Annotated in this window: 19 protein-coding genes; 6 read left to right on the forward strand and 13 right to left on the reverse strand. The window is 65.8% G+C overall.

The features are described from left to right. Positions 1-89 precede the first annotated feature (89 nt). Complete coding sequence (locus OG326_RS40275) at positions 90-1439, reverse strand: GAF domain-containing protein (RefSeq protein WP_297610166.1); 1350 nt, start codon at positions 1437-1439, stop codon at positions 90-92. Between the two features lie 167 nt (positions 1440-1606). Here OG326_RS40275 and OG326_RS40280 point away from each other — a divergent pair, with 167 nt between their 5' ends. Continuing rightward, complete coding sequence (locus OG326_RS40280) at positions 1607-2833, forward strand: cytochrome P450 (protein ID WP_327142337.1); 1227 nt, start codon at positions 1607-1609, stop codon at positions 2831-2833. Between the two features lie 2 nt (positions 2834-2835). Here OG326_RS40280 and mftF read toward each other — a convergent pair whose 3' ends face one another. After that, on the reverse strand, positions 2836-4236 hold the full coding sequence (mftF, locus tag OG326_RS40285) for a mycofactocin biosynthesis glycosyltransferase MftF (protein ID WP_327142338.1): 1401 nt from the start codon (positions 4234-4236) through the stop codon (positions 2836-2838). A gap of 227 nt (positions 4237-4463) precedes the next feature. Between mftF and mftR2 the strand changes: the two genes are divergently transcribed. After that, positions 4464-5087 (forward strand): mycofactocin system transcriptional regulator MftR2, encoded by a 624-nt coding sequence (gene mftR2 / locus OG326_RS40290; protein WP_327142339.1) that lies wholly within the window; start codon positions 4464-4466, stop codon positions 5085-5087. 40 nt (positions 5088-5127) lie between these two features. Then, complete coding sequence (locus tag OG326_RS40295) at positions 5128-6183, forward strand: ferredoxin--NADP reductase (RefSeq protein WP_327142340.1); 1056 nt, start codon at positions 5128-5130, stop codon at positions 6181-6183. Positions 6184-6275: 92 nt separating this feature from the next. Here OG326_RS40295 and OG326_RS40300 read toward each other — a convergent pair whose 3' ends face one another. The 6 genes from OG326_RS40300 to OG326_RS40325 form a co-directional block, all read right to left on the reverse strand. Beyond that, entirely contained in the window at positions 6276-6812 is a 537-nt protein-coding gene (locus OG326_RS40300; RefSeq protein ID WP_327142341.1) for a transglycosylase SLT domain-containing protein, read from the reverse strand. Positions 6813-7036: 224 nt separating this feature from the next. Further along, positions 7037-7774, reverse strand: a complete 738-nt coding sequence (locus OG326_RS40305; RefSeq protein WP_327142342.1) for a DNA alkylation repair protein — start codon at positions 7772-7774, stop codon at positions 7037-7039. A gap of 144 nt (positions 7775-7918) precedes the next feature. Beyond that, positions 7919-8854 carry a hypothetical protein gene (locus tag OG326_RS40310; protein ID WP_327142343.1) on the reverse strand — a complete coding sequence of 312 codons (936 nt, stop codon included), beginning with the start codon at positions 8852-8854 and terminating at the stop codon, positions 7919-7921. Positions 8855-8943: 89 nt separating this feature from the next. After that, positions 8944-10164, reverse strand: coding sequence for a lipase family protein (locus tag OG326_RS40315; protein WP_327142344.1), 1221 nt, complete (start codon positions 10162-10164; stop codon positions 8944-8946). 101 nt (positions 10165-10265) lie between these two features. Further along, positions 10266-10886: a TetR/AcrR family transcriptional regulator gene (locus tag OG326_RS40320; RefSeq protein WP_327146747.1), complete on the reverse strand. Its 621-nt coding sequence runs from the start codon at positions 10884-10886 to the stop codon at positions 10266-10268. Between the two features lie 5 nt (positions 10887-10891). Then, positions 10892-11245, reverse strand: coding sequence for an SPW repeat protein (locus OG326_RS40325; protein ID WP_297610141.1), 354 nt, complete (start codon positions 11243-11245; stop codon positions 10892-10894). 163 nt (positions 11246-11408) lie between these two features. Between OG326_RS40325 and OG326_RS40330 the strand changes: the two genes are divergently transcribed. From OG326_RS40330 to OG326_RS40340, 3 genes are all read left to right on the forward strand, one after another. Next, complete coding sequence (locus OG326_RS40330) at positions 11409-12653, forward strand: NAD(P)/FAD-dependent oxidoreductase (RefSeq protein ID WP_327142345.1); 1245 nt, start codon at positions 11409-11411, stop codon at positions 12651-12653. 127 nt (positions 12654-12780) lie between these two features. Continuing rightward, positions 12781-13569 (forward strand): glutamate racemase, encoded by a 789-nt coding sequence (locus tag OG326_RS40335; RefSeq protein WP_327142346.1) that lies wholly within the window; start codon positions 12781-12783, stop codon positions 13567-13569. A 51-nt stretch (positions 13570-13620) separates the two neighbouring features. Continuing rightward, on the forward strand, positions 13621-13893 hold the full coding sequence (locus OG326_RS40340) for a hypothetical protein (RefSeq protein WP_327142347.1): 273 nt from the start codon (positions 13621-13623) through the stop codon (positions 13891-13893). Between the two features lie 55 nt (positions 13894-13948). Here OG326_RS40340 and tuf read toward each other — a convergent pair whose 3' ends face one another. From tuf to OG326_RS40365, 5 genes are all read right to left on the reverse strand, one after another. Then, on the reverse strand, positions 13949-15139 hold the full coding sequence (tuf, locus tag OG326_RS40345; protein ID WP_327142348.1) for an elongation factor Tu: 1191 nt from the start codon (positions 15137-15139) through the stop codon (positions 13949-13951). Between the two features lie 120 nt (positions 15140-15259). Continuing rightward, the gene (fusA, locus tag OG326_RS40350) at positions 15260-17365 is read right to left on the reverse strand and encodes an elongation factor G (RefSeq protein WP_327142349.1); all 2106 of its coding nucleotides are present in this window, start codon (positions 17363-17365) and stop codon (positions 15260-15262) included. Between the two features lie 172 nt (positions 17366-17537). Further along, positions 17538-18008 carry a 30S ribosomal protein S7 gene (rpsG, locus tag OG326_RS40355; protein ID WP_297627059.1) on the reverse strand — a complete coding sequence of 157 codons (471 nt, stop codon included), beginning with the start codon at positions 18006-18008 and terminating at the stop codon, positions 17538-17540. A 1-nt stretch (position 18009) separates the two neighbouring features. Then, the gene (gene rpsL, locus OG326_RS40360) at positions 18010-18384 is read right to left on the reverse strand and encodes a 30S ribosomal protein S12 (RefSeq protein WP_297627061.1); all 375 of its coding nucleotides are present in this window, start codon (positions 18382-18384) and stop codon (positions 18010-18012) included. A gap of 280 nt (positions 18385-18664) precedes the next feature. Further along, positions 18665-19222 (reverse strand): DUF3558 domain-containing protein, encoded by a 558-nt coding sequence (locus OG326_RS40365; protein WP_327142350.1) that lies wholly within the window; start codon positions 19220-19222, stop codon positions 18665-18667. Between the last annotated feature and the right edge of the window lies 1 nt (position 19223).

Raw genomic sequence — 19223 nt, forward strand, 5'->3', positions numbered from 1 at the left:
TCCGGAGATCGCGGAGAGTCCGCAGAAAATGTGGGTGCGACCACATGACGAAGCCGCGCTGTGACCGAGCGCACTTCCGGTTGCGAAGACTATGAGTCGAAACGTTGCAACTGCGTTGCATCGACGCCCATGCGCCGGTCGAGCACTCGAATTTTCGCCTCGATCTGCGCATACAGCGGAGAATCTCGGTCAACGGTCGATCGATACACCGCCCAGGCGGCCGAATCGTCGCGCCCTTCGGCGCCGGCGGTCCATCGGCTCAGGACCGAAGCTTCACCGGAACGCAACACAGCGGTCCGCAGACGCACCCGCAATTCATCGCGAATGTCTATAACTCCAGGAGCGTTCGAGCGCGGCAGGGCCGGGCCCGCGTAGAGCCGCACCGCGGTATCCACGTCCCCGGAATCCAGGGCGGCCCGCAGCGCCTCCACATCCGTGGCGATCGGAACCCGCAACCGATACGGGCGGGAACCGAAGACATTGGGGCCCACCACCGATCGCAGGCGCGACATGGCGGCACGAATCGTAGCGTTGTCCAGATCGGCGTCATCGAGCAGCAGCGCCAGATGATCGGCCGACAGCCCCTCGGGATGTTCGGCCAGCAGCAGCAGGATCTCGGCATGCCGCTGCGACAGCGGCACCCGCTCCCCCGCCACCGTCAGCTGCGGCTGACCCAGGCCGAGCACCTCCAGGCCCAATCGCTCCGGAATCGGCGCGTCCGCACTACGGCGGTCATGGCCGGACCGGACCGCGGCCAGCAGCAGATCCATCTCCGCGGCCGTCGCCGCCGCCTTCACCAGTGCCAGAATCTCCGGCCGCGCCACCCGCACGCCGCCGGCGATCATCAGCACACCGACCAGGCGGCCGTCCGGATCATGAACGGGCGCAGCGGCTCCGGTGATCTGATGCATGCGCTGCAGGAAATGCTCGGGGCCGTGAATCCACGCCGCCCGGCCGGTGCGTACCACCAGACCGACGGCATTGGTGCCGACCCGGCGCTCGCTCAGGTCATTGCCCTCGCGCAAACCGGCCTCGGCCGCGGCCTGCACCCGATCGGGATTACCGTGCACCGAGAGCACCCGGCCGAACTGATCGGCGACCACCACCATGAGTCCCGTGCTGGTGGCATCGCGCAGCAGCAACTTGTCCACCAGCGGCATGACAGCCGCGATGGGGTGCGCGACGCGATAGCGCTCCAGATCGGTGCCGCGCAGCCCGCGGCCGTCATTGTCATCCAGAGGATCGACACCGCCGCGGAGCGTGCGCAACCACGATTCGAGAACCATGGGGCGTAGGAGACCGGGCAGCTGATTGAGCTGTTCGCCGCCCACACTGAGATATCCGTGGGCTTGAGCGGCATAGGCTTCGAGCGCACCCAACTGGGTGCCCGGCTCGGCACCGTGCTGCGGGCTACTCCCACCTGCGAGATTGCTGACCATTTGCCTTTCTTTCTGTCCCCGAAGAGTACCGGCGGGGTCCGACGCCTAAGTACGAAGCTGGTCGTTTGTCCCGCAGGTCACATCGGAAACCGAACCCCGCAGAATGTGAGCTGCATCTAATTGCGGATGCGCCACGGACTCGGCGGCCGCCGTGTAAGCCTGAGCGCGTGGACGATATCGACCTGACCGCGCTGGACCGATTCGCGTGCGGATTTCCACATGGGATCTTCGATCGGCTCCGGGCGAAAGCGCCGGTCTGGTGGCATCCACCGACCGCGCACACCCCGGACGGCGAAGGATTCTGGGTACTGAGCCGGTACGCCGATATCGTCGCCGCGGCCGCGGATGCGGACACGTTCTCCTCCCGAGGCGGCGGAAACCGTTCCGGCGGAGGAACAATCATCGAGGACCTGCCCGCCGACTGGGCCGCCGGAGTTTTGCTCAATATGATGGACGATCCCCGGCACGCGCGGGTGCGGCGACTGCTGACACCCAGCGTTGCGCCACGGACGCTGCGGCTCATAGAAGAGGAGCTGCGCGGACGGGCCACGGCGATCGTGGCGGCGGCGATCGCCAAGGGCGAGTGCGACTTCCTGCTCGACCTCGCTGCCGAGTTGCCACTGCAGGCGGTGGCGCAATTGCTGGGTGTGCCGCAGCAGGATCGGCATCAGCTGTTCGCATGGGCGAATGTGGCACTCGATTACGAGGACCGGGAATTGGGCGAGGTCACCGCGCGCACCCGGCAGGCGGTCGCCGAGACCCGTGCCTACGGCGCACAATTGCTGGCGGCCAAGCGGATCGAGCCCGCCGAGGATCTGATGTCACTGGCCGCCAATGCCACCATCGACGGGGAGCCGCTCTCGGATATGGAGCAGGCCATGCTCTTCAGCCTGCTGATCGCGGCGGGGAGCGAGACCACGCGGAACTCGATCGCGCTCGGCATGGCGGCACTGATCGAACGGCCCGACGTCTGGCGGCGACTGCGGGAGGATCGGACGCTCGTGGACGGCGCGGTGGAGGAAATGCTGCGGTGGGCCTCCTCGACGCCGTACAACCGGCGCACCGCCACCCGCGATCACACCCTGGGCGGGCAGCGAATCCGGGCCGGGGACAAGGTGACCCTGTGGTGGGCCTCGGCCAATCGGGATGCGGAGGTCTTCACCGATCCGCACCGATTCGATATCGAGCGGCGGCCCAATCCGCATCTGGCCTTCGGGCGCGGCGGGCACTTCTGCCTCGGCTCGGCGCTGGCACGCATGGAGATGCGGGTGGTCTTCACCGCACTGCTGGATCAGGTGGGCACGGCCGAACTGACCGGCCCGATCGAACACACCCGCAGCAACAAGCACACCGGCGTCCGGCACATGCCGGTGCGCTTGACCGCGGTCGGCTGAATTCAGTTGGGCGGCAGGGTCGGTCGCAGAGCCGCGCCGTCCCGGAGTTTGGCCGCGCCCCACCACAGGCCGGTGCCGTAGGCGACATCCTCGAGCCGCTTGCACAGCACATAGCGGGTCGGATCGAGACTTCCGGCCTCACGATGGATGAACCAGTCGGCCAGACCGTCGGCCACCGCGATGGTCACCGCGAGGTGCCGGATGCGGCGCGAGAACAGCATGCCCAGCAGCGTCACCGGCCAATAGTGGCGGCACATCGAGGAAGCCATGCGCCACATACCGCCGGAGAAACCACGCGCCATATATATGGCGGCCACCCGGGTCGGATTATCGAGTTCGGCGAAGACCCGGCGCAGCCGGAACAGCGTCGCGACCAGGGTCAGCGTGCCGCCGATGGCGCCCCAGCGGGTGAGGCTGCCGAACAGCAGCGCCGCCACCGCCGTCCAGATCGGAATCGACAGCGGCGCGGCCATTCCCGCATGGCGCTGCCCCAGCGGAGCCACCCCCGTGCCATGGGTGACCTTGTGCGCGAACCATTTTCGCAGCGAGACCGGATTGCTGTGCGCGACCCGCGCGGCCGGCTCGTAGCGCAGCCGCCACCCGGCGCGATCGAGCCGCCAGCACAGGTCGATATCGCCACCGGCGGCCATGGATTCGTCGAATCCGCCCTCGCCGAGCAGTACGAGCCGGCGCACCAGCAGCGCGGTACTCGGCACGTACGGCACCGGGCCGTGCGCCTGCACCGCCGATTCGCGGCGGCCGCGATGCAGCGAACCGCGGGTGTGCTCATAGCGGGCCAGCAGGGTGGAATCGGGATCCATGGCCAGGATGCGCGGCGCGACCAGGGCCACCTTCGGATCGCTGAAGTGGCCGAGCATGACCTCCAGCCAGCCGGTGCGCGGCACCACATCCGGATCCAGGAAGGCCACGAATTCGGTGGCGGCGCAGCGCAATCCGAAATTGCGGGCGGCGGCGACGCCGAGCCTGCGATCCCGGCGCAGCACCGTCACCCGGCAGCGATTGCCCGGTGACCGCGGAATCCGCACGGGCCGATCGGAACCGTCGTCCACCACGATCACCGTGTACCCGCGCAGGGCCGACAGCAGCCGCGTGAGACCGTCCGGATCATTGTGGACCGGCACGATGACGGTCACGTCCTCCAGCGAAGGCAGCAGGCGCGGACGCGGATTCGCCACTCCGGAGTCGAGCAGACGTCTGGCAACCCGAGCTGAGTTCGGGTCGGTCACCTCGAGGTACCCGTCACCGATCATGGCCGCAGCCTCCGGCGCTAGGCGGAGCAATCTGTTCGGCGAACCGCCGACCAGGAACCGTCCACCGGAGTAAGTGCGCACCCTGGGATCGATCCGCACCCCGAAACCATCGGGAAGGCGATCATGGCGCATTCCACAAATGCTAAGTCAGCCAACCGTTGGCAATCATGATTGGCGCGCCGCTCTCCTCCGGTTAGTCCGATTAGTACGCGCACCGAGTACGCAGCCGGACCACGGCAACACCCGGCGCTCTAGACTGCTGGGGAGAAAAAACCAGCAGGTGAAACAGGCAGGGGACGGAAATCCGGACCCACTGTGCCCACCGAGGATGCGGTCGAGGTGGTATGGGAGTCGGACGGATGCAGACAAGCGGGGGCGGAAGCAACACACTCTCGGAAGCCGAGATCGTCGAAGCCGCACTGCGGGTGGTCCGTCAGGACGGAGTGGAGAAACTTTCCATGCGCCGGCTCTCCCGCGAACTCGGCGTCTCCCCGATGGCCCCGTATTACTACGTCGCCGACAAACGCGAGCTGCTCGACCTGGTCGCCACCGCCGCACTCACCGGAGTGCGCAAGCCGCCACCGGAATTCGGGCCGTGGCAAATGCGCCTGCGCGACCTCATCGATCAGATCGACGACAAATTGCGCAAGCATCCGGGACTCGGCGATGTGCTCATCGAGCAGATGCTCGGCAAACAACTCGATCTCATCGCCGCGGTGATGGAGATCCTGTTCGACGCGGGATTCGACGACCGCAATGTGCTCGCCTCGTATGCGACCATCCACACCTACCTCTTCGGGCGCAGCAAGGTGAATCCGCGTGATCGTGGGGCACTACAGGATCGGGCGCTGCCGGAGGCGGTGGAGCGGGCCATGAAGCATCTGCCCGACCTGCGTGGGAAATACTCCTACGACTTCTCCATGGATGTGCTGATCGCCGGACTCGAGGCTCAGCTTGTCCGGCAGCGAGACAGCCACGTATAGTCAAACTAGAACACGTTCTAGTTTGGTTCGAGAGGACACTATGACCACCGTCGACGTACCGCACAGCTCACGATCAGCCGTGCTGCGGGTCTCCGCGGTCATCAATGAGACGGCCGATTCCTGTTCGCTGGTATTCGACGTCCCCGAGGACCTCCGCGAACGCTTCAGCTACCTGCCGGGGCAGTTCCTGACCCTGCGCATCCCCAGCGACCGCACCGGGTCCGTGGCCCGCTGCTACTCGCTCGCGAGCTCACCGCACACCGATGACAAGCCCAAGGTGACGGTCAAGCGCACCGTCGACGGCTACGCGTCGAACTGGGTGTGCGACAACCTGATCGCGGGCAGCGAGATCGAAGTACTGCCGCCCTCCGGCATTTTCACGCCCAAGAACCTCGATACCGATCTGCTGCTGTTCGCGGCCGGCTCCGGCGTCACACCGATCATGTCGATCCTCAAGTCCGCGCTGGCGCGCGGCAGCGGGCGCATCGTCGTGGTGTACGCCAACCGCGACCACGCCTCGGTGATCTTCGCCAATGAGCTCCGCGAACTCGCGGGCAAGCATCCGCAGCGGGTCGTCGTCATCCACTGGCTCGAGAATTTGCAGGGGCTGCCGTCCGTCGACGCACTCGCCACGCTCACCGCGCCCTATGCCGGGTACGAGGCCTTCATGTGCGGGCCCAAGCCGTTCATGGATTGTGTGCACGACGCACTCGCACAGCTCGGGGTGCCGCGCGGTCGCACGCACGCCGAGATCTTCAACTCGCTCGCCGGTGATCCGTTCGCCGATGTGGCGCCGGCCGAGATCACCGCCGAGGAAGCCGCGGACGCGGCCACCGTCGAGGTCGAACTCGACGGTGAGACACACGAACTCACCTGGCCGCGCAGTCAGACGCTGGTGGACATCATGCTGTCCAAGGGGCTCGATGTGCCGTACTCCTGCCTCGAGGGCGAGTGCGGGTCCTGCGCGTGCACGGTGCTCGACGGTGAGGTGGAGATGGGGAACTCCGAGATCCTGGATCCGGAGGACATCGCCAACGGGTACATCCTGGGGTGCCAGGCGCGACCGGTGACCGATCACCTCAAGATCCAGTTCTGAGAGAACCCGACTCTCGGGACTCTCGAGGGGCTTCGCCCCCCAACCCCCAAATTCGAAGTGGCCGTTGCGTTCCGACGCAACGGCCGCATTCGTCAGTAGGCCGAGAAGACGTTCGCGATGGTGCCGTAGCGGTGAGCGGCGTAGTTGCAGGCGGCCGAGATGTTCGCGACCGGATCGTAGATATCCCAGGACGTGCCGTCGACGTGGTACGCCTGGAATGTCGGATCGATGACCTGCAGCAGACCCTTGGACGGGATACCGGCGGCGGCATTGGAGTCGTAGAGGTTGATCGCCTGCGGGTTACCGCCGGACTCCCGCTGGATATTGCGGAAGATGCTGTCGTAGTCGCCGGGGATGCCGTGCTGACCCATGACGTACAGGGCGTTCTTGATCCAGCCGTCCAGGTTGTTCTCGAAGACCGGCGGCAGGAGGTCCGAATACGGCGCGGGCAGCGTCTGGACGAACTGGCGGACCGCGTCCTGCTGCGGCTGCGGCAGATTCTCGGCGTACTGCTGGGCCTGCTCAGCGGGCTGCTGCAGCTCCGGCGGCACACCGGGCACCTCCGCGGCGGCCTGGACGGGCACTACCGCGAGGGCGGCGAGGATGGCGAGGGGAAACAGTTTTCGCAATGCAATGACCTGCTGACTTGTGTTGTGAACACCGCCGCCGGCTGCGTCTCGCGTTGCGGGGAGATTCCGCATGGAAGTCGAGTACGCCTGGCTATAACCGAACGTGCGGTCTGTTCCTGACAAGTCACAGAATGGTTGCGCTACATGAACGTAAACTTAACTCGAGATGAACACATGGTGCCCGATCTCGAGATGCCGCTCACCAGGACGGCTATCAACGCTGATCAGCGCAGAGATCTATAGTGCGCCCGCTGCTCCGCCGTGAGGTGTTCTGTGGCGTAGCTCAAAGCTGTCCGGCCCATCGCGGCCGCATGCGCATCGAGAAAATCGGTGAGAATCGCCCGATCCACACGCTTGCCGATCTCGCGCAGCATCCAGCCGACGGCCTTCTGAATCAGATCGCGCTTATCCGCGAGCAACCGCTCACACAACTCGATCGTCGTCCCGGCATCACCGGACTTGATGAATGCGAAACTCGACAGCAGCGCCACCCGTCGCTGCCACAGCGATTCCTGCTCCGCCAACTCGAATAGCAACGCGCGCGGACGCTCCAGCAACCACGGCCCCACAATGAACTCCGCCGAGGCGTCCACCAGGTCCCAGTTGTTCACGCGCCCCCGCCGCACCGCGGCCAGATACAACTCGACGATCTGCTGCTGCAGAGCGATATCCGCACCCCGCTTGCGCATGGCCCGCGCCATCTCCCCATTCAAAATCACCAATCCCGCCAGCCGATGCTCATGCACCGCACTGTCGAGCAACACATCGATCTCCGAAAGCGGCAACCCGGCGAACCCCTTCACCACCGCCCGCATCTTCGGCACCCGCACCCCGATGAATACATCCCCGGCCCCGTACTCCCCCGGCCCGGTCTTGAAAAAGCGCTGCAGGTGCACCGCATCCGCGGCATCGGCGACCTTCCCCAATTCGGCCCGCACCGCCGCCGCCGTCAATTCACCCATCGCACCATGATCGAGCACCCCACCGACAGGAACTCGCACCCACGCCGACCTATTTGCCGGCGGATCATTCAGCCTGCGCGCCGCCCGCTCCCGGCTGCGGCGGACACGTCGGCTGCCCTCTGTGCCGTTGAACGGCACTCGGCCTCAAGCGGTTTCAGCCGCGGCCTGTAACAGCACCTCGCCGAATTTGCGCATATGTTCGGGGCCGCCGTACCAGGCGGCGATGAGATCCACTGCGGCCGTGCGGGTGCGGCGGGCGGCCTGGGTCAGATCGGAGACGGCGCCTTCGGCTTCGGCGGCCTGGGCTGCCACATCGAGGTCGTGACTGGCGACCAGCAGGCTCATGATGTGGTGCAGATCGATATTGGGGGCGTCCTCGGCGCGGAATTCGCGGGCTCTGGCGGCATCAGGGTTCGGGGACGGTTCGGGCAGTTCGGGTTCCGGGGCGGCACGGCGATGGGAGGGCTCCGGGTCCGGCGCGGCGCGGCGCGGGCTCGCGTCGAGATCCGGGACGGCGCGATGCGCCGACGAGTCGAGATCGGGGGCGGCGCGGCGGGGAACCGACTCGGCGGGCAGGCGGCGGACAGGGGCGTCCACCTCGGTCGCCGTGCGGTGCGCGGACAGATCGAAATCCGGAGTGCTGAGTCGCGGAGTGGAATCCAGATCCGGTGCGGCCCGGCGCGGCGCGGAATCGAGATCCGGGGCGGCGCGGCGGGGAATCGACTCGAGTTCCGAGGTGCTCAGTCGCGGCGTGGAATCCAGATCGGGCGCTGCGCGGCGCGGTGAGGCGTCGAGATCGGCCGACCACTGCGGGACGGCGTCCAGGTTCTGCACCGAACGGCGGATCGGCGAATCCACCTCGGGTGCGCTGCGGCGGGTCACCGGAGCCGACCACTGCACCGGCTGTTCCTGCTGGTCCAGGCTGGTACGGCCGAGCATGGCGTGATTACCGGTGTCGACGCCGGTCAGCACCGGGTTCGGCGAACCGCCCGGATCGGCGGTATCCGGGTGGGTGAGACGGTAGCTCTCCTGACGAGAGTTCGGGGACGAACCCAGCCCGTTGGTGTAATCGGCATCCATGGGCGACATTCTTACCGCCCCGCCGCAACCCGTGCGAGTCGGGCTGTGGCGAAAGCGATTCACGAGCAACGGTATTGGGGGATTGACTGTTATCGGCAGTTCGTCGGGGCCGGTTCACCGCGCAAACGGGCATCCAGCCAGGCCAGGGCGGACGGCATACCGAGCACCGCGGCGGACAGGTGTTCCGGCGATCCGTTCATATCCATATCCAGTGTCACACCGGCCGCGCAGTAGCGGTGATCGGTATTGACGATGGCATCCACCGGGATCAGCGGATCACTGGGCGAATGCCATTCGAACACCGGCATATTCGGTATGCCGTCGTAGAGCTCGAGGCTGTTCTCCTCCAGCACGCCCCGCACCGCCGGATCGTCGATCATCGATGTGCTGGCGGCGAATTCGCCGGCGCTGTGACCCGCACCGACGGCCATGATCTCATTGGTGCAGCCATTGGCCATGGCATTGCGCGCCGCCAGGCCCCGCTGATTCATCTGCGTACTGATCGGCAGCCGATCCGGATACTCCCGCTCCAGGCCGATCGCCGCCGCCATCGCCAGGCCGAACGCCGGATGCGATTGCATGCCAAGCGAATTCACCATCTTCAGCAGGCTCATCGGGACACCGCCCTCGGCCGCACCGGCAATGTGCAATTCGGGTGCGTAGCTCGACGCCATGGCCGCCGCCCAGGCCGTCGCCATCCCGCCGCCGGAATATCCGGCCATTGCCACCGGGCTGTTCGCCGCCTGCAGTTCGGGCAGCCGCTGCACCGCGCGAATACCGTCCAGGGTGATCTGACCACCCAATTTGGCGGCACCGTAGGCGACATTCGGGCCCAGGTGGTCGGGCAGGGCCACCGACCAGCCGCGCCGCAGCGCCACATTCAGGGCGACGGATTCCTTCACGAAGAGATTGGGGTCCGTCGTATACAGCACCCGCGATACCGCGCACTGGGCGCCCAGACCGTTGATGATGTGCTGATAGGACAGCACCGGGCCGTCCGGGCGATGCTCACGCGGCGTCAGCACCGTGGTGACGGCGGCGATCGGCGCGCCCTCCGAACTCGTGGAGCGGAACTTGATCATGGTGACGGTGGTGTCCGGGAAGTACGGCAGCGGCGGCATGACCCGCGAATCCAGCACATCGCCGGGACTGTGATTCGCCATATCCGCGGGCTGCGCATAGAACGGGTCCGGATCCGCGACGGGATAGATGGGCTCCGCCGAAGCCGCCGGGGCGACGGCCGCGATCACCAGCCCCACGGTGAGCACACCGCAGTAGCCGATTATGCGTGGCAACCATTTGGCCCTCATCAGTTCCTCCACGACAGATTGCAGTACCCGCACCGGATTACGTCCCGAAACGAGTGTCGTGTGGATTACTGACAGAGTGTGCAGCGACACGCCAGCAAACATCAGCCCAGCTGTGTCATACCCGCCGCGACCACCTGCGCCACATGGAAGATCTCATCGCCGGTCGGGATCGGCACACCGTCGAGGGCGTGCAGCCGATCGGTGCTGGCAATGGCGAACATGGCCGAAACCCAGGCGGCCGCACAGGCGCGCAGCGTGCCCGGCTGCACCGGACCCGGCGCGCTGGCCTGCAGCACCCGCGCGGTCACATCCAGCAGCTGATCACGCATGCGGCGCAACTGTTTACGCACATCGGGATGGGTATCGGCCTCACGCCACATGATCACGCGCAATACCGAGGAATGATTGTCGCGCAGGTTCAGCGCGGCATCCAGATTCACCAGACTCTTCACCGGATCACCAGGGGCGACAACGGATTCGATGTCATCGATGGGAGCGGCGGGGACGCGTTCGGCCATGAGCGCCGACAGAATCGCATCCTTGGTCGGAAAGTAGTAGAAGACAAGGCCTTTGGGGACGTCGGCCCCGGCGGCAATGGCAGCCGTCGGGGTCGCGTCGAATCCCTGTGCCGCGAACAGTTTCTCCGCGGCATCGAGAATGAGCTGACGGGCGTCGCCGTCGAGTCTCCGGGTCCGGCGACGCCCCGCTCCGGGTCGATGCATCTGCATCAGTGATGTGTCACCGTATGCAGCCGACCCGACACCGCCGGCACTGCCGCGAGTCCGATCACCGCGGTCAGCGCACCGGCCACCCACGCGGTCCACGAGGCGCCGGTGTAGTCATGGAAATTCATCACCCACGGGGAGATGAACAGCAGCGCACCGAGTACGACCATCGCGTACTGAGCGGTGCCGGTGAGGGCGTTGGCGAGATGGCCGAGACCGGTGAGGGCGATGAGTACGCCGAGCACGATCAGGGTCCACATGGCGCGGTCACTATGGGCAACCCAGAGGGAAGACAGAGCGGTGTACGCGCCGAGTACGACGGCCACCGCATCCTGGGTGCGGCTCTCGGTGAACATGGGGTGCCTCCTTCAAGGCTGAGAACTGAGAATATGTCCTACTTACCGGTTTAGTCCTGATTGACCGCCCGATCAATAAACACTCGGCTACGATTCAGCAGCTGATCGGATGTGGTGCGTGACACAGCGTCAAGCCCCCTCTGGAACCGATATGGTGTGCGATATGTCGCACTCGGTAGAACACGTTCTAATTGTCGGCGCGGGACTGGCCGGCCTGAGAACCGCCGAGGAGCTGCGACACGCAGGTTACGACGGGGAACTGACCCTCCTCGGCGACGAAGACCGCGCACCCTACGACCGCCCGCCGCTGTCCAAACAGTTCGTCCGCGGCGAGCTGGACGACACCGCCCTGCGGCCCGCCGAATTCTTCCAGGAAATGCGCATCGACCTGCGGCTCGGCGTGGCCGCCACCGGCGTCGACACCGACGCCCGGCAGGTGACGCTCAGCGATGGCAGCACCCTCGGCTACGACCGGCTCATCATCGCCACCGGGCTGCGGCCCCGGCGCATTCCCAGCTTCCCGCAGGCCCGTGGCGTCCACGTGCTGCGCACCCATGACGACGCCGCCGGACTGCGCGAGCACCTCGATACCGCACAGCGCGCCGTGGTCATCGGGGCCGGATTCATCGGCTGCGAACTCACCGCAAGCTTCCGCGCGCGCGGCGTGGACGTCGTCCTCGTCGAACCGCAGCCCACTCCCCTGGCCGCCGCCCTCGGCGAACAGATCGGTGCGCTGGTGGCGCGCATGCACCGCGAGGAAGGCGTCGACGTGCGCTGCGGGGTCGGCGTCGAGGCGCTGCTCACCACCCACGATGCCGCGAATGATGGTCCGGCTCAGGCGGATACCACCGGAAGCAGCGCGCTCGAGGAGGCGGCCGTACGGGGCGTCCGGCTGAGCGACGGCAGCGTTGTCGAGGCCGACCTGGTGGTGGTCGGCGTCGGCTCGGCGCCGGTCACCGAGTGGCTCGCCGAATCCGGCATCCCACTGGCAGCGCCGTCGGACGGCGGCGGGGTGCTCACCGACGAGGTCGGCCGCACCGGTGTGGACGACGTCTGGGCGGTCGGCGATGTGGCCGCCTGGCGGCTCGGTAGCGGCCGCAACAGGCGGGTCGAGCACTGGACCAATGCGGGCGAGCAGGCGAAAACGCTCGCCCATGCCCTGCTCGGCGTGGATCATCCTGCGGCCGTGCATGTTCCGTACGTGTGGAGCGATCAGTACAACGTGAAGATCCAGGTGCTCGGCAGCCCGGCTCTCGCGGACGAGGTCCGGATCATCGAGGATCAGGGGCGTAAGTTCCTCGCCCACCTGTTCCGAGCGGGAACCCTGGTCGCGGTTGTCGGCGCCGGTATGACCGGCAAGGTGATGAAGATGCGCGCACAGCTCGCCGGAGCCCAGCCGGTCTCCTGAGCCCAGCGGCCCACAGGTCCCGGCCGACATTCCGAACGGCGTGGATCCGCGCCGTTCGGCGGCTCATTCCACCCATTGGGCGGACACGGTTCGCGATCGAGGTGGGATGTTCACTACCGTGACAGGTGTGATCGTCGCGCTCATAGACTCCGGACTGGGGATGCTGCCCACGGGGGCGTGGTTGCGGAAACTGCGGCCCGATATCGATCTGCTGCTGATGATGGACCCCGACGGCGCGCCGTGGGGACCGAAACCCGAGCAGTGGGTCACCGAACGCGTGCTCGAAACCGCCCGCACCGCACTGCGCGAAGGCGCGGAAGTCATTGTGGTGCCGTGCAATACGGCCAGTGTCACCTCGCTGGAGCCGCTGCGGGCCGAGGTCGGGCCGGGCGTGCCGGTGATCGGCACCGTGCCCGCCATCAAACCCGCCGCGGCGGCTTGCCGGAAGGTAGCGGTCTGGGCGACCGCGGCCACCACCGCCAGCGCGTACCAGGCCGACCTCATCACCCGCTTCGGCGGAGACGCCGAAGTCACCGGAGTCGCGTGCCACGGCCTCGCCGACGCCATCGATCGCGGTGACCTGCCCGCCATCGCCGAGGCGATCACCGGGGCCGCCGCGCGCACCCCCGCGGACACCGAGGGCATCGTCCTGGGCTGCACCCACTATCCGCTGGTCATCGACGCCATTCTGGCCGCACTCCCCTCGGGCATCCGGGTCTTCGACAGTGCCGAAGCCGTCGCCGGGCAGACGCTGCGCCGCATGGACGCACTCGGCAGGCCCATGACCGGCACCGCCGCCACCCGCGTCCTCACCAGCAACCGGCCCGGTGAGATGCCCTCGGCCGCAGCCGCTTTCGACTCCGGACGGCTGCTCGGCGCGACGCTGCGGCCGCTCGGATCGACGCCTTTCGCCTGATCATCGACCCGCCGCAGGTTTGCCGCGGGCACATACGGGCAGTCGTGGTGTATGAGCACAGAGAGCATGGATATCGCGGGCGACGGGCCCGCCGCAGAGCCCACACCGCCGAATTCGCACGCCGAGACACCGGAGCCGGAGGTGCTCGAGAAGCACCGCGAACAGGCGCACAAGATGGCCGAGTCCTACCGCGATGATCGCCCGACCACCGTCCTGCCCGGCAGCGGCGGCATGATCTCCGGCACCGCGATCAGCGACTGGGTCGACGAGGACGGCAACTCGGCCTTCGCCGGGGAGACCGATACCGACCGGCCCCGGACATAGCGAAAGGGCCGCTCCCCCAAGGGGAACGGCCCTTTCAGTGATTCAGTGGATCAAATCACTTGATGATCTTGGTGACGCGACCGGCACCGACGGTGCGGCCACCCTCACGGATCGCGAAACGCAGGCCCTCTTCCATGGCGACCGGCTGGATGAGCTTGACGCTCATCTCGGTGTTGTCGCCGGGCATGACCATCTCGGTGCCCTCGGGGAGGGTAACGACGCCGGTCACGTCCGTGGTGCGGAAGTAGAACTGCGGGCGGTAGTTGTTGAAGAACGGGGTGTGGCGGCCGCCCTCGTCCTTCGACAGGATGTAGGCCTGGCCCTCGAACTCCGTGTGGGGAGTCGTGGTGCCCGGCTTCACGACGACCTGGCCGCGCTCGACATCTTCACGCTTGATGCCACGAACCAGCAGACCGACGTTGTCGCCCGCCTGGCCGTTGTCGAGCAGCTTGCGGAACATCTCGATGCCGGTGATCGTGGTCTTGGTCGTCTTGTCCTTGATGCCGACGATCTCGACCTCTTCGTTGACATTCACGATGCCACGCTCGATACGACCGGTGACGACGGTGCCACGACCGGTGATCGTGAAGACGTCCTCGATCGGCATGAGGAACGGCTTCTCGGTCTCACGAACCGGCTCCGGGATCGACTCGTCGACCGCGTTCATGAGCTCGACGATGGACTCGGTCCACTTCGGGTCGCCCTCGAGCGCCTTCAGGCCGGAGACGCGGATAACCGGGGCATCCTCGTCGAATTCCTGAGCGGCCAGCAGTTCGCGGACCTCCATCTCGACGAGCTCGAGGATTTCCTCGTCGTCGACCATGTCCGACTTGTTCAGCGCGACCAGGATGTAGGGCACGCCGACCTGACGGGCGAGCAGCACGTGCTCGCGAGTCTGCGGCATCGGGCCGTCAGTGGCGGCCACGACCAGGATCGCGCCGTCCATCTGCGCAGCACCGGTGATCATGTTCTTGATGTAGTCGGCGTGGCCGGGGGCGTCTACGTGGGCGTAGTGGCGCTTCTCGGTCTGGTACTCGACATGGGAGATGTTGATCGTGATACCACGAGCCTTCTCCTCCGGCGCCTTGTCGATCTGGTCGAACGCGAACGCCGCGTTCAGCGTCGGGTACTTGTCAGCCAGCACCTTGGTGATCGCTGCCGTCAGCGTGGTCTTGCCATGGTCGACGTGACCAATGGTGCCGATGTTGACGTGGGGCTTCGTCCGCTCGAACTTCGCCTTCGCCACTGTGGTCCTCCTGGACTAGTTAAGTGCGTGCTTTTTTGCAGCAGTGCGGTGTGTATTACAGGGGGTCGATCTGAAACCGATGAGAGACTACCCAGCGACCGAATACTCAGTCGCTGTGCTCTACTCGCCGGTTGCCTTGGCGATGATCTCTTTCGCCACGTTGGCCGGAACCTCCGCGTACGAAGCGAACACCATGGAGAAGTTGGCCCGGCCCTGGGTCTTCGACCGCAGGTCACCGATGTAGCCGAACATCTCAGACAGCGGAACCAGCGCCTTGACGATACGGGCACCACTGCGCTCCTCCATGGCCTGGATCTGGCCACGGCGAGAGTTCAGGTCGCCGATCACTTCGCCCATGTAGTCCTCGGGCGTGATGACCTCGACCGCCATGAGCGGCTCGAGAATCACCGGACCGGCCTTGCGGGCCGCTTCCTTGAGGGCGGCGGAGCCGGCGATCTTGAACGCCATTTCCGAGGAGTCGACCTCGTGGTAGGCGCCGTCGAGCAGCGCGGCACGCACATTCACCAGCGGGAAGCCGGCAAGCACGCCGTACTGCATGGCGTCCTGGATACCAGCGTCCACGGAAGGGATGTACTCACGCGGAACGCGGCCACCGGTGACCTTGTTCTGGAACTCGTAGGTCGCGCCGTCCTCGGCATCGGTCAACGGCTCCACAGAGATGATCACGCGGGCGAACTGGCCCGAGCCACCGGTCTGCTTCTTGTGGGTGTACTCGTGCTTCTCGACCGTCTTGGTGATGGTCTCGCGGTACGCCACCTGAGGCTTGCCGATATTGGCCTCGACCTTGAACTCGCGCTTCATGCGGTCCACGTAGATATCGAGCTGGAGCTCGCCCATACCACCGATGATGGTCTGGCCGGTCTCCTGATCGAGCTTCACGTTGAAGGTCGGGTCCTCTTCGGCGAACTTCTGGATCGCGCCGCCGAGCTTCTCCTGATCGGCCTTGGTCTTCGGCTCGATCGCGACCTGGATAACCGGGTCCGGGAAGGTCATGGACTCCAGCACGATCTGGTTCTGCGGATCGCACAGGGTGTCACCCGTGGTGGTGTCCTTGAGGCCGATGACCGCATAAATGTGGCCGGCGACGCCCTCGGGCACCGGGTTCTCCTTGTTGGAGTGCATCTGGAACAGCTTGCCCAGACGCTCCTTCCGGCCCTTGGTCGCATTGATGACCTGGGCACCGGAATCGACCCGGCCGGAGTACACGCGAATGTAGGTCAGCTTGCCGAAGAAGGGGTGCGTCGCGATCTTGAACGCCAGGGCCGCGAACGGCTCCTCGACGCTCGGACGGCGAGTCAGAACCTGATCTTCCTTGCCCGGAACGTGGCCCGTGACGGACTCCACATCCAGCGGGGTCGGCAGGTAGTCGATGACGGCGTCGAGCATGGGCTGAACGCCCTTGTTCTTGAACGCCGAACCGCACAGCACCGGGTAGAGCTCGGAGTTGACGGTCATCTTGCGGATGGCGCCCTTGATCTCCTCGATCGAGAGCTCCTCACCGCCGAAGAACTTCTCGAGCAGTGCCTCGTCGGACTCGGCGACGGTCTCGAGCAGCTGCTGACGGTAATCAGCGGCCTTCTCGACCAGATCGGCCGGGATCTCGACGACCTCGTACTCTTCGCCGAGCTTGGTCTCGCCGCGCCAGACCTTGGCATTGTTCTCGACCAGGTCGACGATGCCCTCGAAGGAATCCTCGGCGCCGATCGGCAGCTGGATCACCAGCGGGCGCGCGCCCAGGCGATCCTTGATGGTCTGCACGGTGTAGTAGAAATCAGCACCGAGCTTGTCCATCTTGTTCACGAAGCAGATACGCGGCACGTCGTACTTATCGGCCTGACGCCACACCTGCTCGGACTGCGGCTCGACACCTTCTTTGCCGTCGAAGACGGCAACGGCGCCATCGAGCACGCGGAGCGAACGCTCCACCTCGACGGTGAAGTCGACGTGACCCGGGGTGTCGATGATGTTGATCTGGTTGTTCTTCCAGAAACAGGTCGTCGCGGCCGACGTGATGGTGATGCCGCGTTCCTGCTCCTGCGCCATCCAGTCCATCGTGGCGGCGCCGTCGTGCACCTCACCGATCTTGTACGTGATACCGGTGTAGAAGAGGATGCGTTCGGTGGTGGTCGTCTTACCGGCATCGATGTGGGCCATGATGCCGATGTTGCGGACCTTGTTGAGGTCGGTGAGCACGTCCTGTGCCACGGAAATCTTCCCCGCTCGTAGCTAGTTGGGATCTTCGGGAACGACCCTGGCGCTCTTTCGAGAATTTCAGCCAGCGGTCATCACGTTGTCAACGCCCGGCGTGGCGCTTGCGTGCCACGCCGGACTGTGACTCGACTCCCGGCACTTCCGAACGGAAAAGCCGGGGGCCGAATCACCAGCGGTAGTGCGCGAACGCCCGGTTGGACTCAGCCATCTTGTGGGTGTCCTCGCGACGCTTCACCGAAGCGCCCAGGCCGTTGCTGGCGTCGAGGAGCTCATTGGCCAGACGCTCGACCATGGTCTTCTCACGACGGGCACGGGAGTAGGTGACCAGCCAGCGCAGCGCCAGGGTGTTGGCGCGGCCCGGACGGACCTCGATCGGCACCTGGTAGGTGGCGCCACCGACGCGGCGGGGCTTCACCTCGAGGGCGGGCTTGACGTTGTCGAGCGCGCGCTTGAGGGTGACGACCGGATCGGTGCCGGTCTTCTCGCGTGCCTGCTCGAGCGCGGCGTAGACGATGCGCTCGGAAGTCGACTTCTTGCCGTCCATCAGGATCTTGTTGACCAGCTGAGTAACCAGCGGGGACCCGTAAACCGGATCGTTGATCAGCGGACGCTTGGGTGCGGGGCCCTTGCGTGGCATATCAGCTCTTCTCCTTCTTGGCGCCGTACTTGCTGCGAGCCTGCTTGCGGTTCTTCACACCCTGGGTGTCGAGCGAACCGCGAATGATCTTGTAGCGCACACCCGGGAGGTCCTTCACTCGACCACCGCGAACGAGCACCATCGAGTGCTCCTGCAGGTTGTGACCCTCACCGGGGATGTAGGCCGTGACCTCGACCGCGCTGGTCAGGCGAACACGCGCGACCTTACGCAGCGCGGAGTTCGGCTTCTTCGGAGTCGTGGTGTACACGCGGGTGCACACGCCACGACGCTGCGGGCTCTCCTTGAGGGCCGCGGTCTTGGTCTTGGTGACCTTGTCGCGACGACCCTTGCGGACCAGCTGGTTGATGGTTGGCATAGACCGGCTTTCCTTATTAGTAACCAGATGTCTGGAACTTCATGTCTTGGTCATTCGAGCTTTCGGCCCAGTTCCCGCGCTATTTCCTCACCACGGGGTCGGGCGTGTCATGCGCAATGCATCGCCCGGTTTCCGGGCATGCTGGGGAGGTCAGCCGCTCTCGCTGGCCTACGTACCGCGCACAAACCTGCCCGAATGCTTCCGGGCACAGCGGTCCACGATACCCGCACCGTTTACAGGGGGCAAAAAGGGGTCCCCACACAGGAGCTGGTAGAGGGGATTATCGAGACAGATTGAGCGTCAACTCCACCAGCTTGCGGGCCGCATCGCACGGATCCGGGTGGTTGGAGCCGGCTCGATAGTTGAGCCACCAGCCGACAATCCCCGTGTCGGCGGCGGGTGCGCTCACGCCGCACGAGTCGGGGTCGTTGGGGCGATGCGTTTCGAGTGAGCGGCGACCCTGCACGGTTATGTCGTTGGTCACGTAGTGCAGTTTGTCGTTATTGGCCTTCTCATTCGCGAGCGAACCCTCTTCGTACCAGTTGAGCGTGATCATGCCGCTGCCGGAGGTGCCGCCCTCCAGATCCCACATGCAGACCGCGCCGTTGAAGGACGGGTTCACGTAGGTGCCGTCGCCGACGGTCTTGGTGATGTCGTCGAGCGAGACCACATCGCATTCGCGCAGCAGCTTGTCGAAATTGGTATTGATCTTGCCGCCGCTGTCGGTGGTGGTGCCGCCCGCGGGCAGCGCGGTGCCGGGGACAGTCTTGCCGCAGCCGGCGACGGCGGTGGTCAGTGCGAGTGCCGCGAGCAGCGCCGCGCCGTGGGTCCGCCGCATG

Source organism: Nocardia sp. NBC_01327 (genome assembly GCF_035958815.1).
Classification (GTDB): domain Bacteria; phylum Actinomycetota; class Actinomycetes; order Mycobacteriales; family Mycobacteriaceae; genus Nocardia.

Bases quoted from the DNA above. Each gene is read 5' to 3' on its own strand.
- OG326_RS40275 (WP_297610166.1), bottom strand. From the start codon at position 1,439: ATGGTCAGCAATCTCGCAGGTGGGAGTAGCCCGCAGCACGGTGCCGAG.
- mftF (WP_327142338.1), bottom strand. From the start codon at position 4,236: ATGCGCCATGATCGCCTTCCCGATGGTTTCGGGGTGCGGATCGATCCC.
- mftR2 (WP_327142339.1), top strand. From the start codon at position 4,464: ATGCAGACAAGCGGGGGCGGAAGCAACACACTCTCGGAAGCCGAGATC.
- OG326_RS40295 (WP_327142340.1), top strand. From the start codon at position 5,128: ATGACCACCGTCGACGTACCGCACAGCTCACGATCAGCCGTGCTGCGG.
- OG326_RS40305 (WP_327142342.1), bottom strand. From the start codon at position 7,774: ATGGGTGAATTGACGGCGGCGGCGGTGCGGGCCGAATTGGGGAAGGTC.
- OG326_RS40310 (WP_327142343.1), bottom strand. From the start codon at position 8,854: ATGGATGCCGATTACACCAACGGGCTGGGTTCGTCCCCGAACTCTCGT.
- OG326_RS40315 (WP_327142344.1), bottom strand. From the start codon at position 10,164: ATGAGGGCCAAATGGTTGCCACGCATAATCGGCTACTGCGGTGTGCTC.
- OG326_RS40320 (WP_327146747.1), bottom strand. From the start codon at position 10,886: ATGCATCGACCCGGAGCGGGGCGTCGCCGGACCCGGAGACTCGACGGC.
- OG326_RS40325 (WP_297610141.1), bottom strand. From the start codon at position 11,245: ATGTTCACCGAGAGCCGCACCCAGGATGCGGTGGCCGTCGTACTCGGC.
- OG326_RS40330 (WP_327142345.1), top strand. From the start codon at position 11,409: ATGTCGCACTCGGTAGAACACGTTCTAATTGTCGGCGCGGGACTGGCC.
- OG326_RS40340 (WP_327142347.1), top strand. From the start codon at position 13,621: ATGAGCACAGAGAGCATGGATATCGCGGGCGACGGGCCCGCCGCAGAG.
- rpsG (WP_297627059.1), bottom strand. From the start codon at position 18,008: ATGCCACGCAAGGGCCCCGCACCCAAGCGTCCGCTGATCAACGATCCG.
- rpsL (WP_297627061.1), bottom strand. From the start codon at position 18,384: ATGCCAACCATCAACCAGCTGGTCCGCAAGGGTCGTCGCGACAAGGTC.
- OG326_RS40365 (WP_327142350.1), bottom strand. From the start codon at position 19,222: ATGCGGCGGACCCACGGCGCGGCGCTGCTCGCGGCACTCGCACTGACC.